Source organism: Pseudoalteromonas sp. SIMBA_162 (assembly GCF_046535955.1).
Taxonomy (GTDB): Bacteria; Pseudomonadota; Gammaproteobacteria; order Enterobacterales; family Alteromonadaceae; genus Pseudoalteromonas; species Pseudoalteromonas marina.
Window position 1 is genome coordinate 22,864 of record NZ_JAWJBQ010000027.1, and the last position, 21,514, is coordinate 44,377.

Annotated in this window: 18 protein-coding genes and 8 tRNA genes; 20 read left to right on the forward strand and 6 right to left on the reverse strand. The window is 39.6% G+C overall.

What is annotated here, in order from left to right; translation table 11 throughout:
* Positions 1–54: 54 nt before the first annotated feature.
* Both R0J88_RS16440 and R0J88_RS16445 read right to left on the reverse strand, forming a co-directional pair.
* Entirely contained in the window at positions 55–798 is a 744-nt protein-coding gene (locus R0J88_RS16440) for a DUF3307 domain-containing protein (protein ID WP_410900469.1), read from the reverse strand.
* Positions 798–1,421: a hypothetical protein gene (locus R0J88_RS16445; protein ID WP_410900470.1), complete on the reverse strand. Its 624-nt coding sequence runs from the start codon at positions 1,419–1,421 to the stop codon at positions 798–800. Before R0J88_RS16445 ends, R0J88_RS16440 begins: the two co-directional genes overlap by 1 nt.
* Positions 1,422–1,568: 147 nt before the next feature.
* Between R0J88_RS16445 and R0J88_RS16450 the strand changes: the two genes are divergently transcribed.
* The 8 genes from R0J88_RS16450 to R0J88_RS16485 all read left to right on the forward strand — a co-directional run bounded on the left by R0J88_RS16450 (position 1,569) and on the right by R0J88_RS16485 (position 10,113).
* Positions 1,569–2,072 carry an NYN domain-containing protein gene (locus R0J88_RS16450; RefSeq protein ID WP_010557101.1) on the forward strand — a complete coding sequence of 168 codons (504 nt, stop codon included), beginning with the start codon at positions 1,569–1,571 and terminating at the stop codon, positions 2,070–2,072.
* A gap of 163 nt (positions 2,073–2,235) precedes the next feature.
* Positions 2,236–3,156: an NAD(+) diphosphatase gene (nudC, locus tag R0J88_RS16455; RefSeq protein WP_410900471.1), complete on the forward strand. Its 921-nt coding sequence runs from the start codon at positions 2,236–2,238 to the stop codon at positions 3,154–3,156.
* A gap of 9 nt (positions 3,157–3,165) precedes the next feature.
* Positions 3,166–4,347 carry a cystathionine beta-lyase gene (locus tag R0J88_RS16460; RefSeq protein WP_410900472.1) on the forward strand — a complete coding sequence of 394 codons (1,182 nt, stop codon included), beginning with the start codon at positions 3,166–3,168 and terminating at the stop codon, positions 4,345–4,347.
* A 144-nt stretch (positions 4,348–4,491) separates the two neighbouring features.
* Positions 4,492–5,319: an ABC transporter permease subunit gene (locus R0J88_RS16465; protein ID WP_410900473.1), complete on the forward strand. Its 828-nt coding sequence runs from the start codon at positions 4,492–4,494 to the stop codon at positions 5,317–5,319.
* Positions 5,316–6,224 (forward strand): ABC transporter ATP-binding protein, encoded by a 909-nt coding sequence (locus tag R0J88_RS16470; protein WP_138741097.1) that lies wholly within the window; start codon positions 5,316–5,318, stop codon positions 6,222–6,224. Before R0J88_RS16465 ends, R0J88_RS16470 begins: the two co-directional genes overlap by 4 nt.
* Entirely contained in the window at positions 6,224–6,598 is a 375-nt protein-coding gene (locus tag R0J88_RS16475) for a PH domain-containing protein (protein ID WP_006794021.1), read from the forward strand. The genes R0J88_RS16470 and R0J88_RS16475 overlap by 1 nt, the downstream gene beginning before the upstream one ends.
* 197 nt (positions 6,599–6,795) lie before the next feature.
* Positions 6,796–7,584, forward strand: a complete 789-nt coding sequence (locus tag R0J88_RS16480) for a putative porin (RefSeq protein ID WP_006794020.1) — start codon at positions 6,796–6,798, stop codon at positions 7,582–7,584.
* Between the two features lie 252 nt (positions 7,585–7,836).
* A complete protein-coding gene (locus tag R0J88_RS16485) occupies positions 7,837–10,113 on the forward strand; it encodes an acyl-CoA dehydrogenase (RefSeq protein ID WP_410900474.1) in 2,277 nt (758 codons plus the stop codon).
* 64 nt (positions 10,114–10,177) lie between these two features.
* Here the strand turns inward: R0J88_RS16485 and R0J88_RS16490 are convergent, their stop codons facing one another.
* The gene (locus R0J88_RS16490) at positions 10,178–10,612 is read right to left on the reverse strand and encodes a hypothetical protein (RefSeq protein WP_006794018.1); all 435 of its coding nucleotides are present in this window, start codon (positions 10,610–10,612) and stop codon (positions 10,178–10,180) included.
* Positions 10,613–10,755: 143 nt separating this feature from the next.
* On the reverse strand, positions 10,756–11,724 hold the full coding sequence (gene cysK, locus R0J88_RS16495; protein WP_006794017.1) for a cysteine synthase A: 969 nt from the start codon (positions 11,722–11,724) through the stop codon (positions 10,756–10,758).
* Between the two features lie 458 nt (positions 11,725–12,182).
* On the opposite strand from cysK, the gene R0J88_RS16500 reads away from it, so the two are divergent.
* From R0J88_RS16500 to R0J88_RS16555, 12 genes are all read left to right on the forward strand, one after another.
* On the forward strand, positions 12,183–13,334 hold the full coding sequence (locus tag R0J88_RS16500; RefSeq protein WP_410900475.1) for a dicarboxylate/amino acid:cation symporter: 1,152 nt from the start codon (positions 12,183–12,185) through the stop codon (positions 13,332–13,334).
* A 150-nt stretch (positions 13,335–13,484) separates the two neighbouring features.
* Complete coding sequence (gene uvrY / locus R0J88_RS16505; RefSeq protein ID WP_006794015.1) at positions 13,485–14,135, forward strand: UvrY/SirA/GacA family response regulator transcription factor; 651 nt, start codon at positions 13,485–13,487, stop codon at positions 14,133–14,135.
* A gap of 9 nt (positions 14,136–14,144) precedes the next feature.
* The gene (gene uvrC / locus R0J88_RS16510; protein WP_008132243.1) at positions 14,145–15,968 is read left to right on the forward strand and encodes an excinuclease ABC subunit UvrC; all 1,824 of its coding nucleotides are present in this window, start codon (positions 14,145–14,147) and stop codon (positions 15,966–15,968) included.
* A 42-nt stretch (positions 15,969–16,010) separates the two neighbouring features.
* Positions 16,011–16,556, forward strand: coding sequence for a CDP-diacylglycerol--glycerol-3-phosphate 3-phosphatidyltransferase (gene pgsA, locus R0J88_RS16515; protein WP_006794013.1), 546 nt, complete (start codon positions 16,011–16,013; stop codon positions 16,554–16,556).
* 140 nt (positions 16,557–16,696) lie between these two features.
* Positions 16,697–16,772 (forward strand) — tRNA-Gly (locus R0J88_RS16520).
* Between the two features lie 30 nt (positions 16,773–16,802).
* A tRNA-Cys gene (locus R0J88_RS16525) sits at positions 16,803–16,876 on the forward strand.
* Positions 16,877–16,912: 36 nt separating this feature from the next.
* Positions 16,913–16,998: transfer RNA gene (locus R0J88_RS16530), tRNA-Leu, on the forward strand.
* A gap of 65 nt (positions 16,999–17,063) precedes the next feature.
* Positions 17,064–17,139: transfer RNA gene (locus tag R0J88_RS16535), tRNA-Gly, on the forward strand.
* 39 nt (positions 17,140–17,178) lie between these two features.
* A tRNA-Leu gene (locus R0J88_RS16540) sits at positions 17,179–17,265 on the forward strand.
* 127 nt (positions 17,266–17,392) lie between these two features.
* Positions 17,393–17,468: transfer RNA gene (locus R0J88_RS16545), tRNA-Gly, on the forward strand.
* Positions 17,469–17,487: 19 nt separating this feature from the next.
* Positions 17,488–17,561: transfer RNA gene (locus R0J88_RS16550), tRNA-Cys, on the forward strand.
* Positions 17,562–17,599: 38 nt separating this feature from the next.
* Positions 17,600–17,686, forward strand: a tRNA-Leu gene (locus tag R0J88_RS16555).
* Positions 17,687–18,148: 462 nt separating this feature from the next.
* On the opposite strand, the gene R0J88_RS16560 is transcribed toward R0J88_RS16555, so the two are convergent.
* Positions 18,149–19,747, reverse strand: coding sequence for a BCCT family transporter (locus tag R0J88_RS16560; RefSeq protein ID WP_410900476.1), 1,599 nt, complete (start codon positions 19,745–19,747; stop codon positions 18,149–18,151).
* Between the two features lie 140 nt (positions 19,748–19,887).
* Entirely contained in the window at positions 19,888–21,303 is a 1,416-nt protein-coding gene (locus R0J88_RS16565) for an alanine/glycine:cation symporter family protein (RefSeq protein WP_033025651.1), read from the reverse strand.
* Positions 21,304–21,514: the final 211 nt, after the last annotated feature.

The following is a 21,514-nucleotide window of genomic DNA, read 5'->3' on the forward strand; positions in this document are numbered from 1 at the left end:
TAAGTTTAGTTAGTTTTAATAAAAACGCGCTTACTTTAAACGGTAGCGCGTTTTTTATTGTATTAAATACCTTACTATTAAACCTACAAACAAAGTTACACTTACGCTAAGTAGTGTGCCTAACATTACGTATTCGGTGAGCTTTTTATCTTTACTGGCGCTTAAATCGCCAAACCTAAAGACCGACTTAGCCGCTAATAAAAATCCAACACCCGCAAATTGATCGAGTAAAATAAAGCTCAGCATTAACACGCGCTCCAACATGCCAATACTTTGCCCTGCAAATACTAAGCTGCCTTTACTGCTAAAGTTACCCGTTAAACGCTCTAGCATCATTCTAATAAATACTGCACTTGGGCTTAAAATAATTAAATAACCGCACACAACCCACAGCACATTTGGGTTAGTGACAAGTGAATATAGGGTGTCTAAAAAGTGTGTATTATCGCTCAGCCATACGCTTGAGTAGATTATTACGGCTATGTGGGCAAGTTGATCCAATAAAAAGGGCACGACACCTTTGCTTGAGTAAGATTTGGCTATATCAATTGCGTAATGACTAAGCATAATAACGGCGGTTGCTATTACAACACTGCTAATTTGTTGCCAGCCATAAGTGTATTCCCACGCGCTAATAATTATTGCGCTAGTGACCCCATGAACCAATACATGAAAATACAGTTTAGTTGCCTTGAAGTGGCGGGAGTTTCTGTCGTTAACCCAGCTCATAGGTTGCCAGTAAAAATCAGCCAATAAATGGCCAATAATTAGGGCTACGAGTAAAAGCGAAAAAGCCATTAGCATCTCCTTTGACTTATATTTTTTATAATGTTGCTCGCATGCTCTAAAAACCGTTCGATAAGTTGGTAATGGGCTAAATTAAGTAGCTTTGTTACGTTTTCTCTGCTGGTTTTAAGATCTTTTGCTAAAGCTGCATGGCTATTATCGGTACTGGTTAAATAGGCGTACAAAGCATTGGCTTGTTTTTGGGTTATTTTAGTTAGTAGCACATCAGCAAAGGCTAAATTAAGGTTTAAACTTTCATGAATGTTTTGAGGAGGCGTATTAAATAAAAACCGTTGATTGGCTATTTTATCAAGGCCATGACCCGAAAGAGTAAATGCTGAACCTGTAGCTGTTTTTATATCATTGCGCGGGTTATCTATTTCCCCAATAGCCATACTTTGTCTGACTTCGTACCCTGATGCCTTCAAGTATAAATAAATTAAAACCGCATGCTTAAACAAATACTCAGGGTTATTTATTTGTAATTGAAAAGAGTCGCCTCGATAAATATTCCAAAGTGTACTCTCGCCCGATACACAACGTAAACTTTGCTCTAGCTCATAAAGCATGGCATCGTATTGCTGTTTAGGAATAGTTTGCGATTTAATAATATCGCCGCTGATCACACCAATCATAACAATCCAAATTAGTTACTTTTTAAAATGTAACCAAAAATGGTTACATAGCGTTATGTAACTAATTTAGGTTACTTAAAAGCAAATAGCAAGGTACACTGAGTTTAAATTATTTGGCTATGGCTATTATTCTGACTAGGGCATTACATGACTTCATTTAACTCGCAGCAAAACATCAAACCGCGTGTAGGTATATTTGTTGACGTACAAAATATTTATTACACGTGTAGAGAAAGCTATAGCAAAAACTTTGATTACAATGCTTTTTGGCGAGTTATCCAAGAGCAATATGAAATAGATTGTGCGTTTGCTTACGCTATTTATCGTGGAGATGAAAAGCAAAATCAGTTTCAGAATATTTTGAGAGCGATTGGGTTTGAGGTAAAACTAAAGCCGTTTATTCAGCGCCGAGATGGCAGTGCAAAAGGCGACTGGGATGTAGGCATAACGATAGATATGTTAGAGCATGGAAAAAATCTCGATAAAGTAATTTTGCTCTCGGGCGATGGCGATTTTGCACTGTTACTTGCTCATTTAAAAAATCAATATAATGTGCCGTGTGATGTATACGGGGCAGATAAGTTAACCGCCGAAGTACTTAAGCAAAGTGCAGAACAGTTTCATTTGATTGATGATAGTTTATTACTTTAAAGCTTAAAAAACAGAGGCTAAGTGCCTGCAACATGAGAGTTTTTAATACAGAGCCTATATAGTTCATTTAAACCTAATATAGGCTTTTTTTATTGTTGTAATCAATTGGGTTTACTAGGTGGTTATGTTAATTTTAAGCGATAACGAGTAATTAAGGATTTACATGCTCAACTACAGTGATATGCCGCTTGATAGATGCTCCAATGTGCGTAAAGACCCAATATGGCTCAAAGGTCAATTGTCGTCGCAAAGCTTGTGGCTTTTGGTAAAAAACAACGAGACATTATTTATTAAAAATACGCCTCAAATAAAGTTTTTACCGTACGAGAAAATTGCACAGCTAAACTTAACCAATGCGCTATTTTTAGGCTTAAACACCACACAGCAGGGGGTGTTTGCCCTCGATGTATCTACTATTGACGACACAATTCTTGCACCGATATTAAGTGGCGCAGAGTTTATGGATATTCGTAAGCAGGGGCCGCTTATTGATATAAAAGAGGGCTCGATTGCTGCACTTGCCCGCGGGCTTTGTTATTGGCATGCAACTCATCGTTTTTGTGGGCGCTGTGGCAGTAAAAACCACTTAGTTGAAGCGGGACATTCTCGTTTATGTGAAAACGAGCGCTGTAAACACCCTACTTTTCCTCGTACTGACCCTGCGGTAATTATGGTTGTAACTAAAACGTTTGCCGATGGCATTGAGCGATGTCTGCTTGGCCGCCAAGCAGTGTGGCCCACAGGAATGTATTCGTCATTAGCCGGCTTTGTAGACCCAGGTGAAACTTTAGAGCAAGCTGTTGCCCGTGAGGTAAAAGAAGAGGCAGGGATTGACGTTGAAGACGTAACCTATGTGGCGTCTCAGCCATGGCCATTTCCTTCATCTATCATGCTTGGCTTTTTTGCTAAAGCAACGTCTGAGCAAATTAACGTAGATAAAGACGAACTTGACGATGCTAAGTGGTTTAGCCGTGAAGATTTGGCAAACTTTGGTAATTGGCATGATGAAGGAGATCATTTAAAACTTCCTCGTACTGATTCTATTTCTCGCTATTTAATTGAACATTGGCGTACTAATCCATAAGGAATAACCATGTCGAGTAACAGTAATAAAAATACTCAGCTTGTGTCGTCTGGGCGCAAAAAAGCGTACACCCATGGTGTAGTAAACCCCGTTGTGCAGCGCGCATCAACGGTGGTATTTGACTCGGTTGCAGAACTTAAAGAAGCGGCGAAGAAGCGTGGCGATAAAACCCTTTTTTATGGGCGTCGTGGCACAACCACACATTTTGCATTGCAAGAGGCCATTACCGAGTTAGAAGGCGGTGAAGGGTGCGCACTTTATCCGTGTGGGGCTGCTGCAATTAGCCAAGCGCTATTGTCGTTTTTAAAAAGTGGTGACCATATTTTAATGGTTGATAACGCGTATGAGCCTACTCGCGATTTTTGCGATAAAATTTTAGCAGGGCTAGGAATTACCACTACTTATTACCCGCCAACAGTTGGTGCAGGCATAAAAGATTATATTAAGCCAAACACCAAGGTGTTATTTTTAGAATCTCCTGGTTCCATAACGATGGAAATTCAAGACGTCCCTGCCATGGTAAACGTAGCCAAAGAACATAATGTAATGACCATGCTGGATAATACCTATGGAAACGGTCTTCATTACCGTCCGCTAGAACATGGCGTAGATATTAGTATTCAAGCGGCAACAAAGTACATTGTTGGCCATTCGGATGTAATGATGGGAGTTGCAGTGGCAAATAAAAAATATTGGCCAACGCTTCGCGAACATTCTTACTTACTAGGGCAGTGTACAAGTGCTGATGATGCATATTTGGCACTGCGCGGTTTACGCACGATGAGCGTGCGTTTAAATCAGCATGAAAAGGCGGCGATAGAGGTGGCAAAATGGCTTGAACAGCATGAGTTAGTTGATCATATTCGCCATCCTGCATTTGAAAGCTGCCCTGGGCATGCATTTTTTAAGCGCGATTTTGATGGTAGTAATGGGTTGTTTTCAATTGTTATGAAAACAGGGAATCAAAAAGCCATAGATGCATTTTTAGATAGCCTTCAGCATTTTAAAATGGGTTTTTCGTGGGGTGGCTTTGAAAGTTTAGTTACCGCTAACTTAACAATGAAAGGACTGCGTTCAACCACTGGCTGGGATCTAGGACCGGTTATTAGATTGCATATTGGCCTTGAAGATATCGATGACTTAATAGCTGATTTAACCCAAGCGCTTGAGGTATACAAGCTGTATTTATAACTATGCGCTAGTTACATTTAAATGGTTTGTTACAAAGCTCAGTCTTCGTGGGCTTTTTTTTGCTGGTAATTCAAGGTGTTTACACTTAGGGTAGTTATATTAGGCTTTGAACTAAAGCATGAGCAACGTCATTAAGGATAGTCAATGACAACACCATTACCAATAAACGTAGGGCGATTAACGCAAATTGCGGGATTTGAGCTTGTACGTATGTTTTTAACTAAACGTGGGCTTATAGCTCTTGCGGCATTTGCACTCGTTTGGTTAATTATTTTGCGCTACCCGATAGGGCAAGCGGTGAGCATTATTAGCTCCCCAAACTTTGAGCAAATAGCCCGCGATATTTCAGGCTCAATTGGCTTGAGTAAACTTCTTGATTGGCCTGAAGCCGAGTTTGCTATGTATTGGTTAATTGCTTTGTATAGTTTTCCTGTGTTTAGTTTATTTATTTGTAGTGACCAAACAGTGGGTGACAGAGAGCGCGGTACACTGAGGTTTTTATCATTGCGTTCAACCCGATTTGAAATTTTGTTTGGCCGGTTTATTGGGCAATTAGCGGTATTAACGTGTTTGGTCGCAATTACTCTTGTGGCCACATTAGCGGTATTAGGGTATCGCGATCCGAGTTTGTTGGTAGGGGGCGTTGGCCGCGCTGTGTCGATATTTTCAATTCTTATAGTTACATTTGCACCGTTTGTGGCGTTAATGACTTTAATTAATACTTTTGCACGTTCATCGCGGTTATCAATTGTACTCGCTATTTTATATTTTACAGCGGGTGGAATCGTAGTGGGTTTACTACAGTGGCAAATACCTGCATTAAGCGCGCTAGATTATTTATTCCCGGGTGTACAAATAGAGCAACTCGCCGGTCAAAACCTGCCACTATTGAGTGCCGTGGGAATACCACTTGTACAAACTGCTGTGTTACTGGCAGTGGCTCAACGTATTTTTGCAAGGAGCTCACTATGAATCCATTAATTACAGGGCGTAATTTAAGTAAGTCGTATGGGTCTAAACTTGCGCTTAATAATGTGAACTTTGAAATTGAGCAAGGTGCTCCTGTTGCTCTTGTTGGCCCAAATGGTGCGGGTAAAACGACATTATTTAGTTTGTTATGCGGCTATATAGCGCCCAGCAATGGTGAGCTTGAAATACTTGGCCATAAACCCGGCAGTGCCGCCTTATTTAATAAGGTCAGTGCTTTACCACAAGATGCGCAGCTCGATCCGCGTTTTAATATAGATAAACAACTTGCTTTTTACGCCAAATTACAAGGTATGAGTACCAAGCAAAGCCAAACAGAAGCATTGCGCGTGCTTGATTTAGTTGGGCTGCGTGAAATTGCTAAAAACCGTGCAGGTGATTTATCTCATGGTATGCGCAAACGTGTAACCATAGCGCAGGCTCTTATTGGTTCGCCGCAAATTGTTATGCTAGATGAGGCAACCGCAGGACTTGATCCTATTCATGCCAGAGAAGTACGTGAGTTGGTGTCAACGTTAAGCTCTGAAGCAACCTTTATTTTAAGCTCGCACGATTTAACTGAGCTTGAACGGTTATGTTCCCAAGTGCTGCATTTAGATAAAGGCGTATTGAGTGAGCACCAAACAAAAGTAAATCAAACCGACAAACACTTTTACACATTAATGCTAAACGAGATGTATGAAAACGTTGAGCAACAGTTACAGTTACTCAATGGTGTAAGCTCTGTTTATATGAGCCAACACAAAGAGTATGTTATTGAATACACACAATCTGAGCAGGCACTTGATATTGCACTATTACAGTTTTGCCACCAACATAATTGGCAATACAGGCAATTGGTTAATGGCCATACATTGGAAAATCAAATTTTTAAACAGGAGAAAGCATAATGGGTTTATTAAGCGGATTAATGGGTAACGCAAGCGAAGTTGATGATTCTGATTTAGAAAAAGTACTCGCTAATACATTAATTGAGGGTGAGCACGTCGAAAAAGCCTATAAAGTTATTCGCGATATGTTCATTTTTACTAATAAGCGCTTAATTTTAATTGATAAGCAAGGTGTAACTGGTTCTAAAATGGAAATGGTGAGTATTGCTTACTCTAAAATTACCAAGTTTAGCAAAGAGAGTGCAGGGCACTTTGATTTGGATGCTGAACTTAAAATTTGGATTGGCTCTGACCCAACGCCACTTACAAAAGAGTTTAAAGCAGGCGATAACATTAATGAAGTTTATAGAGTAATTAGCCAACACGCCCTATAATTGTACAACTACTTTAAGTAGTTGTTGACTAAATGTTGCAACTACTTTAATTTTACAGTTTCTTACACCTACTTACAATTAACTCAACAAATACAATGGTTTAATTAAGTTTTCATTCAGTTTCCCGGCGTTAGCATGTGCCCACTTTAGTAATTTAGCTAAAGCATAAAACGCAATGTACATAGGGAAGTCTTACAATGAAAAAATTAGCAGTTATTATTTCAAGCATTTTATTATCTAGCACTGCGGCTGCTGCAGACAGCTATAACTCAATCAGTAACTTAAGTTACAAAGACAGCGACAATAACGATACCGTTGCTGTAGATTCTATTTATTACCTATCACCTAAAAAAACATTAGGCCCGTACGACCAATTTGAATACATTAATAAACAAAGCAACATTTACGGCGCATACGCTGATGACGACTTTAGCGATACAACGTTAGTTGGTGGTGAGTACTTTATTAATGAATTTGTTATTGGTGCATCATACACAAACCTTGATGTTGGCAATCATAACGAAGCATATACAATTTCAGGCGGTTACTTTTTTAACCCAGATTTGCTTGCAAAAGTGACGCTAGTTGAAAATAAAGATGGCGAAGACTTCGCTTTATTCGATTTAGCGTATAACCATATGCTTAACAGTACCGATTACATTGGTGTAACTGTTACTGCGGATGATGATTTTGATTACCGCGCCGTTGCTGCTAAATACTTTATTGATTTACAGCAAGGTAACTACTTAACATTTGAAGGTAAATACGAAAGCATTGATGATGCTGAAAACCAATGGGTGGCAGAAACGAATTACTATTTCTCAAAAGCGACCTCTGTATTTGCAAGCTACGATAAACAAGATACCTACAGCTTTGGTGCTCAGCACTTCATTAACAAAAATATTGGCCTTAAAGTAGGTTACGAGAACAATGCCGATGACTCTGATAATGATGCTTACTTTGCAAACATGCGTTTTCAGTTTTAATGAATAACGCAATTTAAGTTTTCAGCTTAATTAAAATATAAGCCCGCTCATGCAGCGGGCTTTTGTATTGATAAGGTTTATACTTTTTATTTTTTAGTTGCTTTACCCATATCAAAATTAATAATTACAGGCTAGTTTATCCTTTATTCCCTAATTTACAGGCTTAGTAGGCAGCGTATTTGCAATGATTGTATTTAAACTAAGATGGGTCATACTTAGGTTATTAATTTCTAATGTTAAAGGAATGTAGGCATGTCGGTATTTATCATTTTACTGGTTGTTATAGTGGTTATTTTTGCCGTTAAAGATATTCGCTTAAACCTGATCAGTAGACCCACGTTTAAAATGTTTAAAAAAGTACTTCCACCGCTTTCGCAAACAGAGCGAGAGGCTATGGAAGCAGGCGATGTTTGGTGGGATGGAGAGCTATTTAGTGGTAACCCTGATTGGAAAAAATTACACAATTTTCCAAAGCCAGAATTGAGCGAAAAAGAAAACGCATTTATGGCTAATCAGGTTGAGACCCTAATGGCGATGCTAGATGATTACCAAATAGTGCAAAAAGACAAAGACTTGCCAAAAGAAGTATGGGATTACTTAAAAAAAGAAGGTTTTTTTGCATTAATCATTCCTGAAAAGTTTGGTGGGCGAGAGTTTTCGGCTATTGCTAATTCAACCATTGTTTCAAAAATTTCGACTAAGAGTTTAACTGCGGCGGTTACCGTAATGGTGCCAAATAGTTTAGGGCCGGGTGAGCTATTGCTGCATTACGGTACTAAAGAGCAACAAGACCGCTGGTTACCAACGCTTGCTAATGGTGAAGATGTTCCATGTTTTGCACTTACAGGCCCAGAAGCAGGCTCTGATGCCGGTAGCATTCCAGACTCTGGCGTTGTATGTAAAGGAGAGCACAATGGTGAAGAAGTAATTGGCCTACGTTTAAACTGGTCAAAACGTTACATTACCCTTGCACCCGTTGCCACAGTATTAGGCCTTGCTTTTAAAATGTATGACCCCGATGGTTTATTAGGAGACGAAAAAGAGCTTGGTATTACGTGCGCACTTATTCCAACCGATCACCCAGGAGTTAAAACAGGTGAGCGCCATTACCCACTTAATATGGCATTTATGAACGGTACAACTTATGGTAAAGACGTGTTTATTCCGCTTGACTGGATTATTGGTGGGCAAGAGTGTGCGGGGCGTGGCTGGCGCATGCTGGTGGAGTGTTTAAGTGCAGGGCGTGGTATTTCGCTGCCGGCTTTAAGTGCTGCAACCGGTCACTTAGCGGCTAAAATGACTTCAGCATATGCCGTAGTTCGCCAGCAATTTGGTGTATCTATTGGGCAATTTGAAGGTGTGCAAGAAGCGCTTGCTCGCATTGGTGGCTTAACTTACACGCTAGAGTCATGTCGTTTAATGACGGCTGGCGCAATCGATTTAAAACTTAGCCCTTCGGTTGTCACCGCTATTGCCAAATACCATATGACGGAAATGGGTCGTACAGTCATGAATGATGCGATGGATATTCATTCAGGCAAAGGCATTCAGGTGGGGCCAAACAACTATTTGGCACATGGTTATATGGGAATACCGGTGTCTATTACGGTAGAAGGCGCAAATATTTTAACTCGAAATTTAATGATATTTGGCCAAGGAGCGACCCGTTGTCATCCCTTTGTTCTAAAAGAAATGGAGGCCGCTGCACTTGAAGATGACGATGCTGCTCTGAATCAATTTGATGGTTTATTAATGAATCATATATTATTTGCGGTAAGTAATGCCAGCATGGCATTTATACATGGTTTAACACGTAGTTACTTTGCAAAAGCGCCTGTTGGCGGCGAAACCGCAGTTTACTACAAGCACCTAAGCAGAATGAGCAGAGGCTTGGCTATTTGTACCGACGTAGCCATGTTAATGTTAGGCGGTGAGCTAAAACGCAAAGAGATGATATCTGCCCGATTAGGTGATGTATTGAGCCACTTGTATTTAGCTTCTACGGTTCTAAAGCGCTATGAAGACGAAGGTCGTCAACAAGCCGACTTACCTTTTGTGAAATATTCGATAGAGACATCGTTATTTGAAATTGGCCAAGCGTTTGATGGTTTTTTCAAAAATTTCTCAAACCCGATTATTAATTTTGTGCTTAAGCGTATTGTATTTCCAATTGGTAATCATTACGAAAAACCAAGCGATGAAATTGCACAACGTATTTGCGAGCATATGACACAACCAGGTGTGTTTAGAAATCGCTTAACTCATTTGTGTTATGTAGATGAAAACGCAGGTACAGGGGTAATGGAAAATGCATTTTTAGCTATGCACGATATGCAGGCTCAATTCAAAGATTTAAAACAATGGCAGCGCAAGGGCAATATTCCTGCAACGCTCGATATTGAAGGTGCGATTAACTTTGCATTAGACAATGATTTAGTAACGCAAACCGATGCCGATGCTATGCACCATGCCAATAAGCTACGTAAACAAGCAATAGCGGTTGATAACTTTCAGCAAGGCGAGTTGTAGCTAATTATTTGAACCGTAAATAAAAAAGGCCTTACATGTGTAAGGCCTTTTTTTAATATAATGATTAACGTGCGTATGGGTCTGCAACTATTTTGTCGATATACCATTTACCTTTTTTACGTAGCATTTTTACGCTACGCATGTCATCTATTTTGTTACCATTTAAATAACCGGTGAAAATAAGATTTATTTTAGCATTGTCACCATACTGTTCGCGTACACTCATATTGGTCATATCAACTTCAATAATAACCTCATCGTACTGCATGTTAACTAAGTTACGAGTAAATTGTTTAGCTGTACCGTACGACTTCATGATTCGCGTAAGGTTGGGTGTTGCCATGGTTGTTGCTTTTTGAAGGTCTTGCTGATTGTACAAGGCATCAAAGTAGGCTGTTGCAGTGTCACCGGGTGAATCGCCAAGTTTTTTTACATCATCGCCACAGGCAACTAAAAACAAACACAGAATAAGGCTGACTAAATAGGTTATTTTTTTCATGTTAATTTTTGTTGGTTAGTTTTATTTAAGTGTGTGGTGAATTAGCTAATATGTAAAGACATGGAAGGTAAATAAAAAGATATTGCAGAGTAAATAATAAAAAAGGATGCCTAGGCATCCTTTCAAAAAATGATTAGCTATGATTATTGAACAAGCTCTTGGTCACTAAATTCCTCATCAAATAGCGGGCTTGATAAGTAACGTTCAGTGGCACTTGGTAAAATAACAACAATATTTTTGTCGGCATTTTCTGGTTTTTCAGCAATACGTTTTGCTGCCACTACAGCAGCGCCCGATGAAATACCCACTAATATACCTTCTTTTTTCATTAGCTCATGTGCCATAGCAATTGCATCTTCGTTAGATACTTGCTCTGCAGCATCTATTAGGCTCATGTCGAGGTTTCCAGGGATAAATCCTGCGCCAATACCTTGGATTTTATGTGGCCCTGGCTTAACTTCTTCACCGGCAAGTGTTTGGCTGATTACTGGCGAATTAGTTGGCTCAACTGCAATAGACTTAACATTTAGTCCTTTTTCTGTTTTAAGGTAGCGACTAACACCTGTTATAGTCCCGCCAGTACCTACGCCTGCTACAAAGTAATCCACTTTTCCGTCAAGAGCATCAAAAATTTCTGGACCTGTAGTCTCAAAGTGTATTTTTGGGTTTGCTGGATTCTCAAACTGCTGTAGCAAGATATACTTTTCAGGATCGGTGGCTTGAATCTCTTTTGCTTTTTGGATTGCACCATTCATACCTTTAGCACCGTCTGTAAGCACAAGGTTAGCACCCAACGCTTTTAGAAGTTTACGACGCTCTAAGCTCATAGTGTTAGGCATAGTAAGCGTTAGTTTATAACCACGTGCTGCGGCAACGAAGGCCAATGCAATACCTGTATTACCAGATGTAGGCTCGATAAGTTCTTTACCCTCAGTTAGCTGACCTGCTTTTTCAGCCTCCCAAATCATCGATGCACCAATGCGGCATTTTATACTAAAGCTTGGGTTACGCGCTTCCACTTTAGCGAATACATTCCCACCTGTAACACGTTTAAGTTTTACCAGTGGTGTATTACCGATACTAAGTGAGTTATCTTCAAAAATAGTAGACATAATGTTCCTTTGGGTACAATCTGATCAACGTGCTAATAGCCTTTGCTACTAACTATATGTTGACACTTTACTGAGAGTTTAAAAAAATAAAAGTAAAGTTTGGCTATAAGATATATCTATTGAGCTTATAACTAAGTGAAATAAAAATCTATATTAGCTGTGTCTTTTGTTATTAGGTGCGCACATTTAATTTAATGATAAGACGCTTTTGTTTGTTATGTCGGCTTTTTACCTATAAATAAAATAAAGAGACGCTTAAATATTTAAATAGGCGCAGACACTCATGCGGCCTAACGGCTAATAAATTGACTGATTTTTAAATATAATACTTTACCGAGGTCAAATGCACTTTTTATTGATGATTATTTATGCAAACAAACTTTAGTTCAGCGGTTTTATGACACAAGCTAACCAAAACATGATAAAAACGTTTATCTAACAATAATTGAGTAATAAAAATGAAGTTAATTTTAAAGTTAATTGCCGGCATTGTGGCTGGTATATTGGTAGGCTTTTATGTGCCTTTGACAGGTGTTGAACTCTTATTTACGGTTAAAGAGTTAATTGGTCAAATTATTTCCTTCACTATTCCTCTTATTATTCTGTTTTTTATTGCTTCTGGTATTGCAGGGCTTCCTAAAGCTTCTGGCCACTTACTTGGTAAAACGGTTGGATTTGCATATAGCTCTACCGTCATTGCCGGCACGCTTGCTTTTTTATTAGTCAGTGCTGTTATCCCATTTTTAAGTGGGGGTATTACATTCGAAGCTGAAGTGGCCACGGAAATAGGCAGTTTTATTGATATAGAAATCCCACCATTAATGGGGGTGATGACTGCGCTTGCTACGGCTTTCATATTTGGTATTGGTATGAGCCAGCTTGAATTAGACACATTAAAAAAAGTATCGGATCAGGGTCGTGATGTAATAGATGCGTTATTGTCAAAAGTGATTATTCCGGCATTACCGTTTTATATTGCCGGTGTATTTGCTGAAATGACTGTAGCAGGCACAGTGGTTGATACGCTGCAAACATTTGGCGTGGTGCTCATTGCAGCCCTTGTAATGCATTGGCTATGGTTAAGTGTTCTATATATTGCAACAGGCATTTTATTGAAGCGTAATCCACTTGAATTAGTTAAAAATATGCTACCGGCTTATTTTACTGCATTAGGTACTATGTCGAGTGCAGCAACTATTCCTGTGTCGTTGCAATCAAGTAAAGCAAATAATGTTAAAGAAGACGTAGCAAACTTTACTGTACCTTTATGTGCCACCATTCATTTGTCGGGTTCAACAATTACGATTGTTACGTGTGCCATGGCTGTTATGTTTTTATCGCCAGGTATGGAAGTGCCATCGTTAATGGGCATGTTGCCATTTATATTTATGCTCGGTGTTGTGATGATTGCAGCGCCAGGCGCACCGGGTGGTGCGGTAATGTCGGCGCTTGGGCTTTTAACAAGCATGCTTGGCTTTAATGAAGGGGCTGTGGCATTAATGATTGCACTGTACTTAGCACAAGACAGCTTTGGTACGGCATGTAATGTTACCGGTGATGGTATTATTGCATTATGGGTTGACCGTTTTAGTGAAAAGTCAGCCTCTTAAATCGCTGGGCACATTGATTTCAGTACTTTTAACTTTAGTTAACGTGCCTGAGTGAGAGCGATAATATTAGTTATTGTTTCGCTTTAACTGTGTTAATGTGACAAATTAAATTATTTAGACGTGTGTAGTTGAGTTAATGAGGGTATTGCATTGATTAATGTACTTTTAGTTGATGATCATGAACTAGTACGAACTGGGATCAGACGCATATTAGATGATGTGCGTGGGTTTAAAGTTGTAGGTGAAGCAAAAGACGGTGAAGCCGCTGTTCAGTTTTGTCGACAGCACACACCTAATATTGTACTTATGGATATGAATATGCCTGGCATGGGTGGATTAGAGGCAACTAAAAAGATTTGTCGCTATTGCCCAGATGTAAAAATTATCGTTCTTACTGTTAATTGCGAAGACCCATTTCCGTCTAAAGTAATGCAAATTGGTGCACACGGCTTTCTTACTAAAGGAGCTGGCTCTGATGAAATGGTTCGTGCCATTCGTTCAGTCCATGCAGGTCAACGCTACATTGCGCCTGAAATTGCACAACAAATAGCACTGGCACAGGTTACTGGTCGTACAGACGAAAATCCGTTTCAGAGTTTATCAGAACGCGAACTTCAAATAATGCTTATGATCACCAAAGGTGAAAAAGCACAAGATATTGCAGAGCGCTTAAACCTCAGTTCTAAAACAGTTAATAGCTATCGTTACCGCATGTTTGAAAAATTAAATGTAGGTGGCGATGTTGAACTTACACATTTAGCTATTCGTCATAAGATGATTGACATAGACGTGTCGTACTAACCCTTTTATATGTCTGAATTTGATCACGTACATTTTTTAAAAACGCTATCAAGCGAGCCCGGTGTTTACCGCATGCTTGATAGTGACAACCAAGTTATTTATGTTGGTAAAGCTAAACAATTAAAAAAACGCGTAAGCAGTTACTTTAGATCCAACATTACCGACAGCAAAACCCGTGTTTTAGTCAGTAACATTAATGATATTGAAGTCACACTTACCAATACCGAAACCGAAGCGCTACTGCTCGAAAATAACCTCATAAAAAAATATCAGCCTCGTTATAATATTCTACTGCGAGATGATAAGTCTTACCCCTATATTTTATTAACGAACCATAAGCATCCGCGGTTAGCGTTCCATAGAGGTAGCCGCAAAATAAAAGGCGAGTATTTTGGTCCATTTCCGAGTGCAGGCGCGGTCTCGGAAAGTTTGCGTTTAATGCAAAAAATATTTCCCGTTCGTCAATGCGAAGATGCTTATTATCGTGCCCGAAGTCGCCCTTGTTTGCAGTATCAGCTCAAGCGTTGCTCTGCGCCATGCGTTAACAAAGTTACCGAGCAAGACTACAGTGAACAAGTTGACTATGTTCGCAAATTTTTGACGGGTAAATCGGATGAAGTCATTGCCGAACTAATAAAAAAAATGGAAGCGGCCAGTGCGGAGCTCAACTTTGAGCTTGCCGCAAAAGTACGTGATCAAATAATGCTACTGCGTAAAATGCAGGAGCAACAATCTATTTCGGGTAACTTTGCAGAAATGGATGTGGTGGGCTTTGCGCATTTAAATGGATTAAACGGCATACATTTATTAATGATTCGCGATCATAAAGTACTAGGCAGTAAAACGTACTTTCCAAAAGTACCAAAAGATTCAAGCGAGCAAGAAATTTTAACTTCATTCTTAGGTCAATATTATTTAGCACCAGGTGCAACAGGACGCATTGCTAAAGAAATTATACTCCCGTTTGAAATAGAAGAGAGCAGTGCGTTAAGCGAAGCACTGACGCAAATAAGCGATCGTAAAGTGGCGCTTAAAGTGGTTACACGTGGAGAGCGTGCGCAATACCTTCAACTAGCAAATAAAAATGCGTTAAACAGTATTGCTGTCAAACAAAGTACACAAGACTCTATTAATAAACGCTATGCCCAATTAAAAGCAACATTACGCCTAGATGATATAGCGCGAATGGAATGTTTTGATATAAGCCATACTATGGGAGAAAACACGGTAGCAAGTTGCGTTGTTTTCGATTCGCAAGGCCCAAATACAAAAGAATACAGGCGCTATAATGTAACCGGTATAACCGGTGGTGATGATTATGCAGCCATGGAGTTTGCTTTAAATAAGCGTTACAACAAATTAGTGGATGAAGACAAAATCCCCGATGTAATATTTATAGATGGCGGTAAAGGCCAGTTAGGGCGTGCAGAGCAATATTTTTCTAATTGGTCTCATTCTAAAATGCCTCTGCTAGTCGGGGTTGCAAAAGGAACGAGCCGTAAACCTGGCCTAGAAACATTACTCATAGATGGGGGGCGTAAAACAATTCCGATGGATTCTGATGCGCCTGCACTTCACCTAATACAACATATACGAGATGAATCTCACCGTTTTGCAATAGCTGGGCATCGTAATAAGCGTCAAAAACAGCGAACACAATCATTGTTGGAAGAAATTAACGGAGTAGGTTCTAAACGTCGCCAAACATTATTAAAATATTTAGGGGGCATGCAGGGGGTAAAAGCTGCTAATATAGAACAATTAAAGAAAGTTCCCGGGATCAGCCCTGATATGGCTGAGAAGATATTTAACCATTTACATGACAAGGGCTAGCCCTTCATGCGAATATAAAAGAAAAGACATATCCAAGTAGTTATGTGGAATATTCCAAACACACTCACAACATTTAGACTTTTTCTTATCCCCATTTTTTTGGTGATATTTTATTTGCCTTATAGCTGGGCTTTTTTTGCTGCCGCTTTTATTTTTTGGCTTGCATCAATTACCGATATACTTGATGGCTACCTTGCAAGAAAATTAGAACAATCAACGCCATTTGGAGCCTTTTTAGATCCTGTTGCAGACAAGGTAATGGTGTGTGCTGCACTCGTTGCTCTCTCTGACCAATATCAGTCAATGTATATGACTATTCCTGCGCTTATTATTATTAGTCGAGAAATAGTTATATCAGCATTAAGGGAATGGATGGCTGAGCAGGGCAAGCGTGGCAATGTGGCTGTATCTAATATGGGGAAAATTAAAACTGCCGCACAAATGTTAGCCATCATTGGTTTGATTTGGCAATATGACACCTGGATGAATTATTTAAGTTTTGGGCTACTCTATATAGCAACCTTTTTGACCCTGAGTTCTATGCTGCAATATTTGAACGCTGCATGGAGTGAATTGACCAAAAATTAACTGTAAATGTATAATAACGCACCGTTTTAGATAAAAAACAAGCAAACAGTTCAAAACTAGCATTTTTTGTATTGACGCGTTTAATAATCTCTGTAGAATGCGTCCGTGTTGAGAGGGCATAGCCCCCAAGATAACGAAATGCGGCACTAGCTCAGTTGGTAGAGCGCGACCTTGCCAAGGTCGAGGTCACGAGTTCGAGCCTCGTGTGCCGCTCCAAGTTATCTAAGGTTATAACCCCAGTACTGGGGCGGAATGGCAGAGTGGCCATGCACCGGATTGCAAATCCGTTTACCCCGGTTCGACTCCGGGTTCCGCCTCCAATCAACACTCCACACGCTTTAAATAGCAAACTCGATGCCCGAGTGGTGGAATTGGTAGACACAAGGGATTTAAAATCCCTCGCTCTTAGAGTGTGCCGGTTCAAGTCCGGCCTCGGGCACCACTTTGTGGTTTAGTTATATGCACCAACATATAACTTTTAAAATGTAATAGTAGAATTAATATGATGCGGCACTAGCTCAGTTGGTAGAGCGCGACCTTGCCAAGGTCGAGGTCACGAGTTCGAGCCTCGTGTGCCGCTCCATATTAGTTTTATCCACTTGCTTTAAATAGCAAACTCGATGCCCGAGTGGTGGAATTGGTAGACACAAGGGATTTAAAATCCCTCGACTAACAAGTCGTGCCGGTTCAAGTCCGGCCTCGGGCACCACTTTAAATTATCATACCAAGATAATTTAAAATTGATAAATTAGTATTTTTGGCGTTAGTTCGGTTGCCAGAACGTTTTACCGCGACATAGTCGCGCACTAACGGACAAATTACTGATAATGTTTTATGCGGCACTAGCTCAGTTGGTAGAGCGCGACCTTGCCAAGGTCGAGGTCACGAGTTCGAGCCTCGTGTGCCGCTCCAAATTATATGGAAGCGTTAAGGCGGAATGGCAGAGTGGCCATGCACCGGATTGCAAATCCGTTTACCCCGGTTCGACTCCGGGTTCCGCCTCCACATAATTTACTCCACACGCTTTAATTAGCAAACTCGATGCCCGAGTGGTGGAATTGGTAGACACAAGGGATTTAAAATCCCTCGACTAACAAGTCGTGCCGGTTCAAGTCCGGCCTCGGGCACCACCTCTATATAAATCCCAAATCCGAAATCACAAAAACTCACACCACAAATTTTTTAATATATATTCAAATCTCATTTATCTAATCTATTTTTAATATCTCCTTAACTTTACTATTTAAAGATTTTGTTACTTAGCCTTTGCAAGGCCCAATTTTTATCGTCATTACTCTATTTCACTCAGCTCAGTTAATACCAATCCGAAATAGTACTTAATTATGTGAATCTGTATGAGTAACGCACTTGTTCATAACAAAATAAACAAATCAGAACATTAGTAATTTAATTACTCCTTTATCTATCTTTTAGTCAATCAGATATTTTCAACACGATGAGAGTAAGGTTTGCTCTTTTAAAATAAAAAAGTAGTAACTAGAGCTAGATTGTGGAAAATGTGACGTGGCTATAATAAGTTTTAAATGAGTTGTATAAGCAACTCTTAAGAGCCACTTATACCGGATGAATTGTTAGTGCAGTTTGCTTTGAACCTTATAAGTAGGGTATTCGCTTAGCAAGCCTTGTATAAGCGCAACACACATTAAAATAAGTATGATTGAAAATGGGAGTGCAGTAGTTACTACACCCGATTGAAGTGCTTGTAAGGCTTGCGAGCCGCCAACCCAAAGTAACACTGCTGCTATCATACCTTCGACAGTAGCCCAAAATATACGCTGTGGCACTGGTGCATCAATTTTACCGCCAGCAGTTATGCCGTCTATCACCAGTGATCCTGAATCAGATGAAGTGATAAAAAAGACTAAAACTAAAGCAATAGAAATAATAGAAATAAAGCTAGAAAACGGTAGCTGTTCATATACCTGAAATAAAGTAACTGAAATATCAGTCAAACCATTTTGTCCAAGTGGCCCGACTTTATCTATAACTTGTGTTATTGCCATATTGCCAAATACACCCATCCACACAAGGCTAAGCAGAGTTGGTAGGCCTATAACAACAAGTAAGAACTCTCGTACAGTGCGCCCTTTTGAAACACGCGCTATAAACATACCAACAAACGGTGACCAAGATATCCACCACGCCCAATAAAATACAGTCCAAGAATGCATCCAATCTTCATCGGGCCTATTAAAAGGATTACTCAATGGTACAAAATGTTCTACGTATGCTCCCAGGGTAAACCAAACAGCAGGGATTGAATCAGAGAATGTAAGTACGATAACAACTAACAGTAAAAAAAACGCACAAATTAAATTAACGTTGCTTAGTACTTTTACACCGTCCTCAATACCTCTAATAACAGAGAAAATAGCAATACACGTTACTAAGCCAATAACAGATATTTGAAAAGCAGTGCCATAATCGGTGCCTAAAAGATAATTTATACCACTGGTCGCTTGTTGCGCGCCAAGCCCCAATGATGTTGCTAAACCAAATAAAGTCGACAGTACCGCGAGTATATCTATGATATGCCCCATCCACCCCCATGCGCGATCACCAAATAAGGGATAGAAAACAGAGCGTATAGACAAAGGCAGGCCTTTATTAAATGCAAAAAAAGCCAAGCTTAAGCCAACTACTGCGTAAATTGCCCATCCGTGCAAACCCCAGTGGTACATAGTCGCACCTAAAGCTAATGAATGTGCTTGTGCTGAATTGGGTTCAACCCCCATAGGCATATGATACCAACCTGTATAATAAGCTGTTGGCTCTGCAACACCCCAAAATAGTAATCCAATGCCCATTCCTGCAGCAAATAACATGGCAAGCCACGATATGTAACCATGCTCTGGACGAGCTTTTACACCGCCTAAACGAATTTTACCTAAGGGAGAGAATGCCAAGATAATACAAAAGATTACAAAGGCATTAGCAAGTAACATAAAGTAACTATCGAATTGATTTATAATAACGTCTTTAGTGGAGGTTAGTGCATCGCGGGTAACAGTAGGGTCAAAAACCAAGCTAAGCAATACAAATAAAACAACTAAAAAAGCGCTTATTCCAAATACAGGGTTATGTATATCAAACCCCCATTTTTGTACATTATCTTGTCCAACTCGATAATCAGTAGTATCGATACTGTATTTTTTTGTCATGTCATCCATCGGCTTTCCTTTTTTAGATATCTCTTTTTGTTCCTATACGTAGTAAATATAAAGTAGTCGTAAAAATTAATCTAAGTTTTAATGTTGGCTAAATAAACTTTAGAACTAAAAAAGCGAGCCGGAACTCGCTATTTTATTTTTTATTTCCAAGCTAGAGGGTCTACCTCTTTATCTAGTTTTGGATGTTTACTTTTATCAAACGAGGGGATAAGGCCTTTTTTACGTTGTTCGTTATAGTCTTTTGAAAGCCATACAACGACACCAGAAAGCATAAATAACGCGATTACATTAACTATAGCCATTAAACCCATAGATATATCGGCCAAAGTCCAAATTAATCCGAGCTCACCTACAGCCCCAAACATAACCATTCCTAAAACGATCAGACGGAATAAAAACATTCCTTTTTGGGAGTTATGTTCTAAAAACATAAGATTAGTTTCTGCATACGAGTAATTAGCAACAATAGAGGTAAAGGCAAAGAATAAAATTGCAATAGCGATAAAATAAGTGCCCCAACTACCAACATGTTCTGATAATGCTGCTTGAGTCAATTCTATACCCAATACTCCTGATTCAGGAATTAATTGCTGAGATAGAAGGATAAGTGATGCAGTGGCAGTACAAATTACAATTGTGTCAATAAAAACCCCAAGCATTTGCACATAACCCTGTGAAGCAGGGTGAGGAGGGTAAGGTGTTGCTGTTGCTGCAGCATTAGCGGCGCTACCCATACCCGCTTCGTTAGAGAACAAACCACGTTTAATTCCTTGGATCATCGCTTGTATTACACCATAACCTATAGCGCCAGCACCGGCTTGCTCTATTCCAAAAGCACTGTTAATTACTAACATGAATACATCAGGAAGTGCAGCAAAGTTAATAGCACAAACATAAAGCGCAACACATAAATAGGCCAAAGCCATAAAAGGCACAACCATTTCAGCAAATCGAGATATTGTTTTAAGGCCCCCAAATATGATGATCCCAGAACCAATAACTAAACAAATACCTACAATATATTTTGGGATATCAAATGCTACTTCAAAAGCGGCAGCAATAGAGTTTGACTGCACAGCATTAAATACCAGACCAAAAGCTAAAATTAAACACAGTGAGAATAAAACCCCCATCCAACGCTTACCTAGGCCGGTTTGCATATAGTAAGCTGGACCACCTCTAAAATTGCCTTCAGCATCTTTTGTTTTATAAGCTTGTGCAAGTGTACTTTCGGCAAAGCTTGTCGCCATACCAATTAATGCAATTAACCACATCCAAAAAATAGCTCCCGGGCCACCCAGATACAATGCAACAGCGACACCTGCCATATTTCCAGTACCAACTCGAGCTGCTAATGAAGTACAAAAAGCTTGAAAAGAAGAGATTTCGTTATTCCCACATTTTCGAGATCCAAACATAACCTTGAACATATGTGGAAATTGTACAAATTGAATAAAACCTAATTTAAAGGTGAAAAATAAACCCGCTGCTATTAATAAGTATACGAGAACGTGCCCCCACAAGAGACCACTTATACTATTTATTATATCTGCCATAAATACTACCTAAAGACATGCGTTAAAAAAGTGACCGCAACTTACCATAGGAATGGCCAAGTGTTTAGAATAAACGACCATAAAAACAGAGTTATCAACAGGTGTTTGTGGGTAACTTGTGTTTAGGGTGTGTACTTGCTTGGGGTGCAATTTAAATCACTTTTTTAGTTAAAAAAGGCTTGCGTTAAATTCGCGGCTCCCTATAATGCGA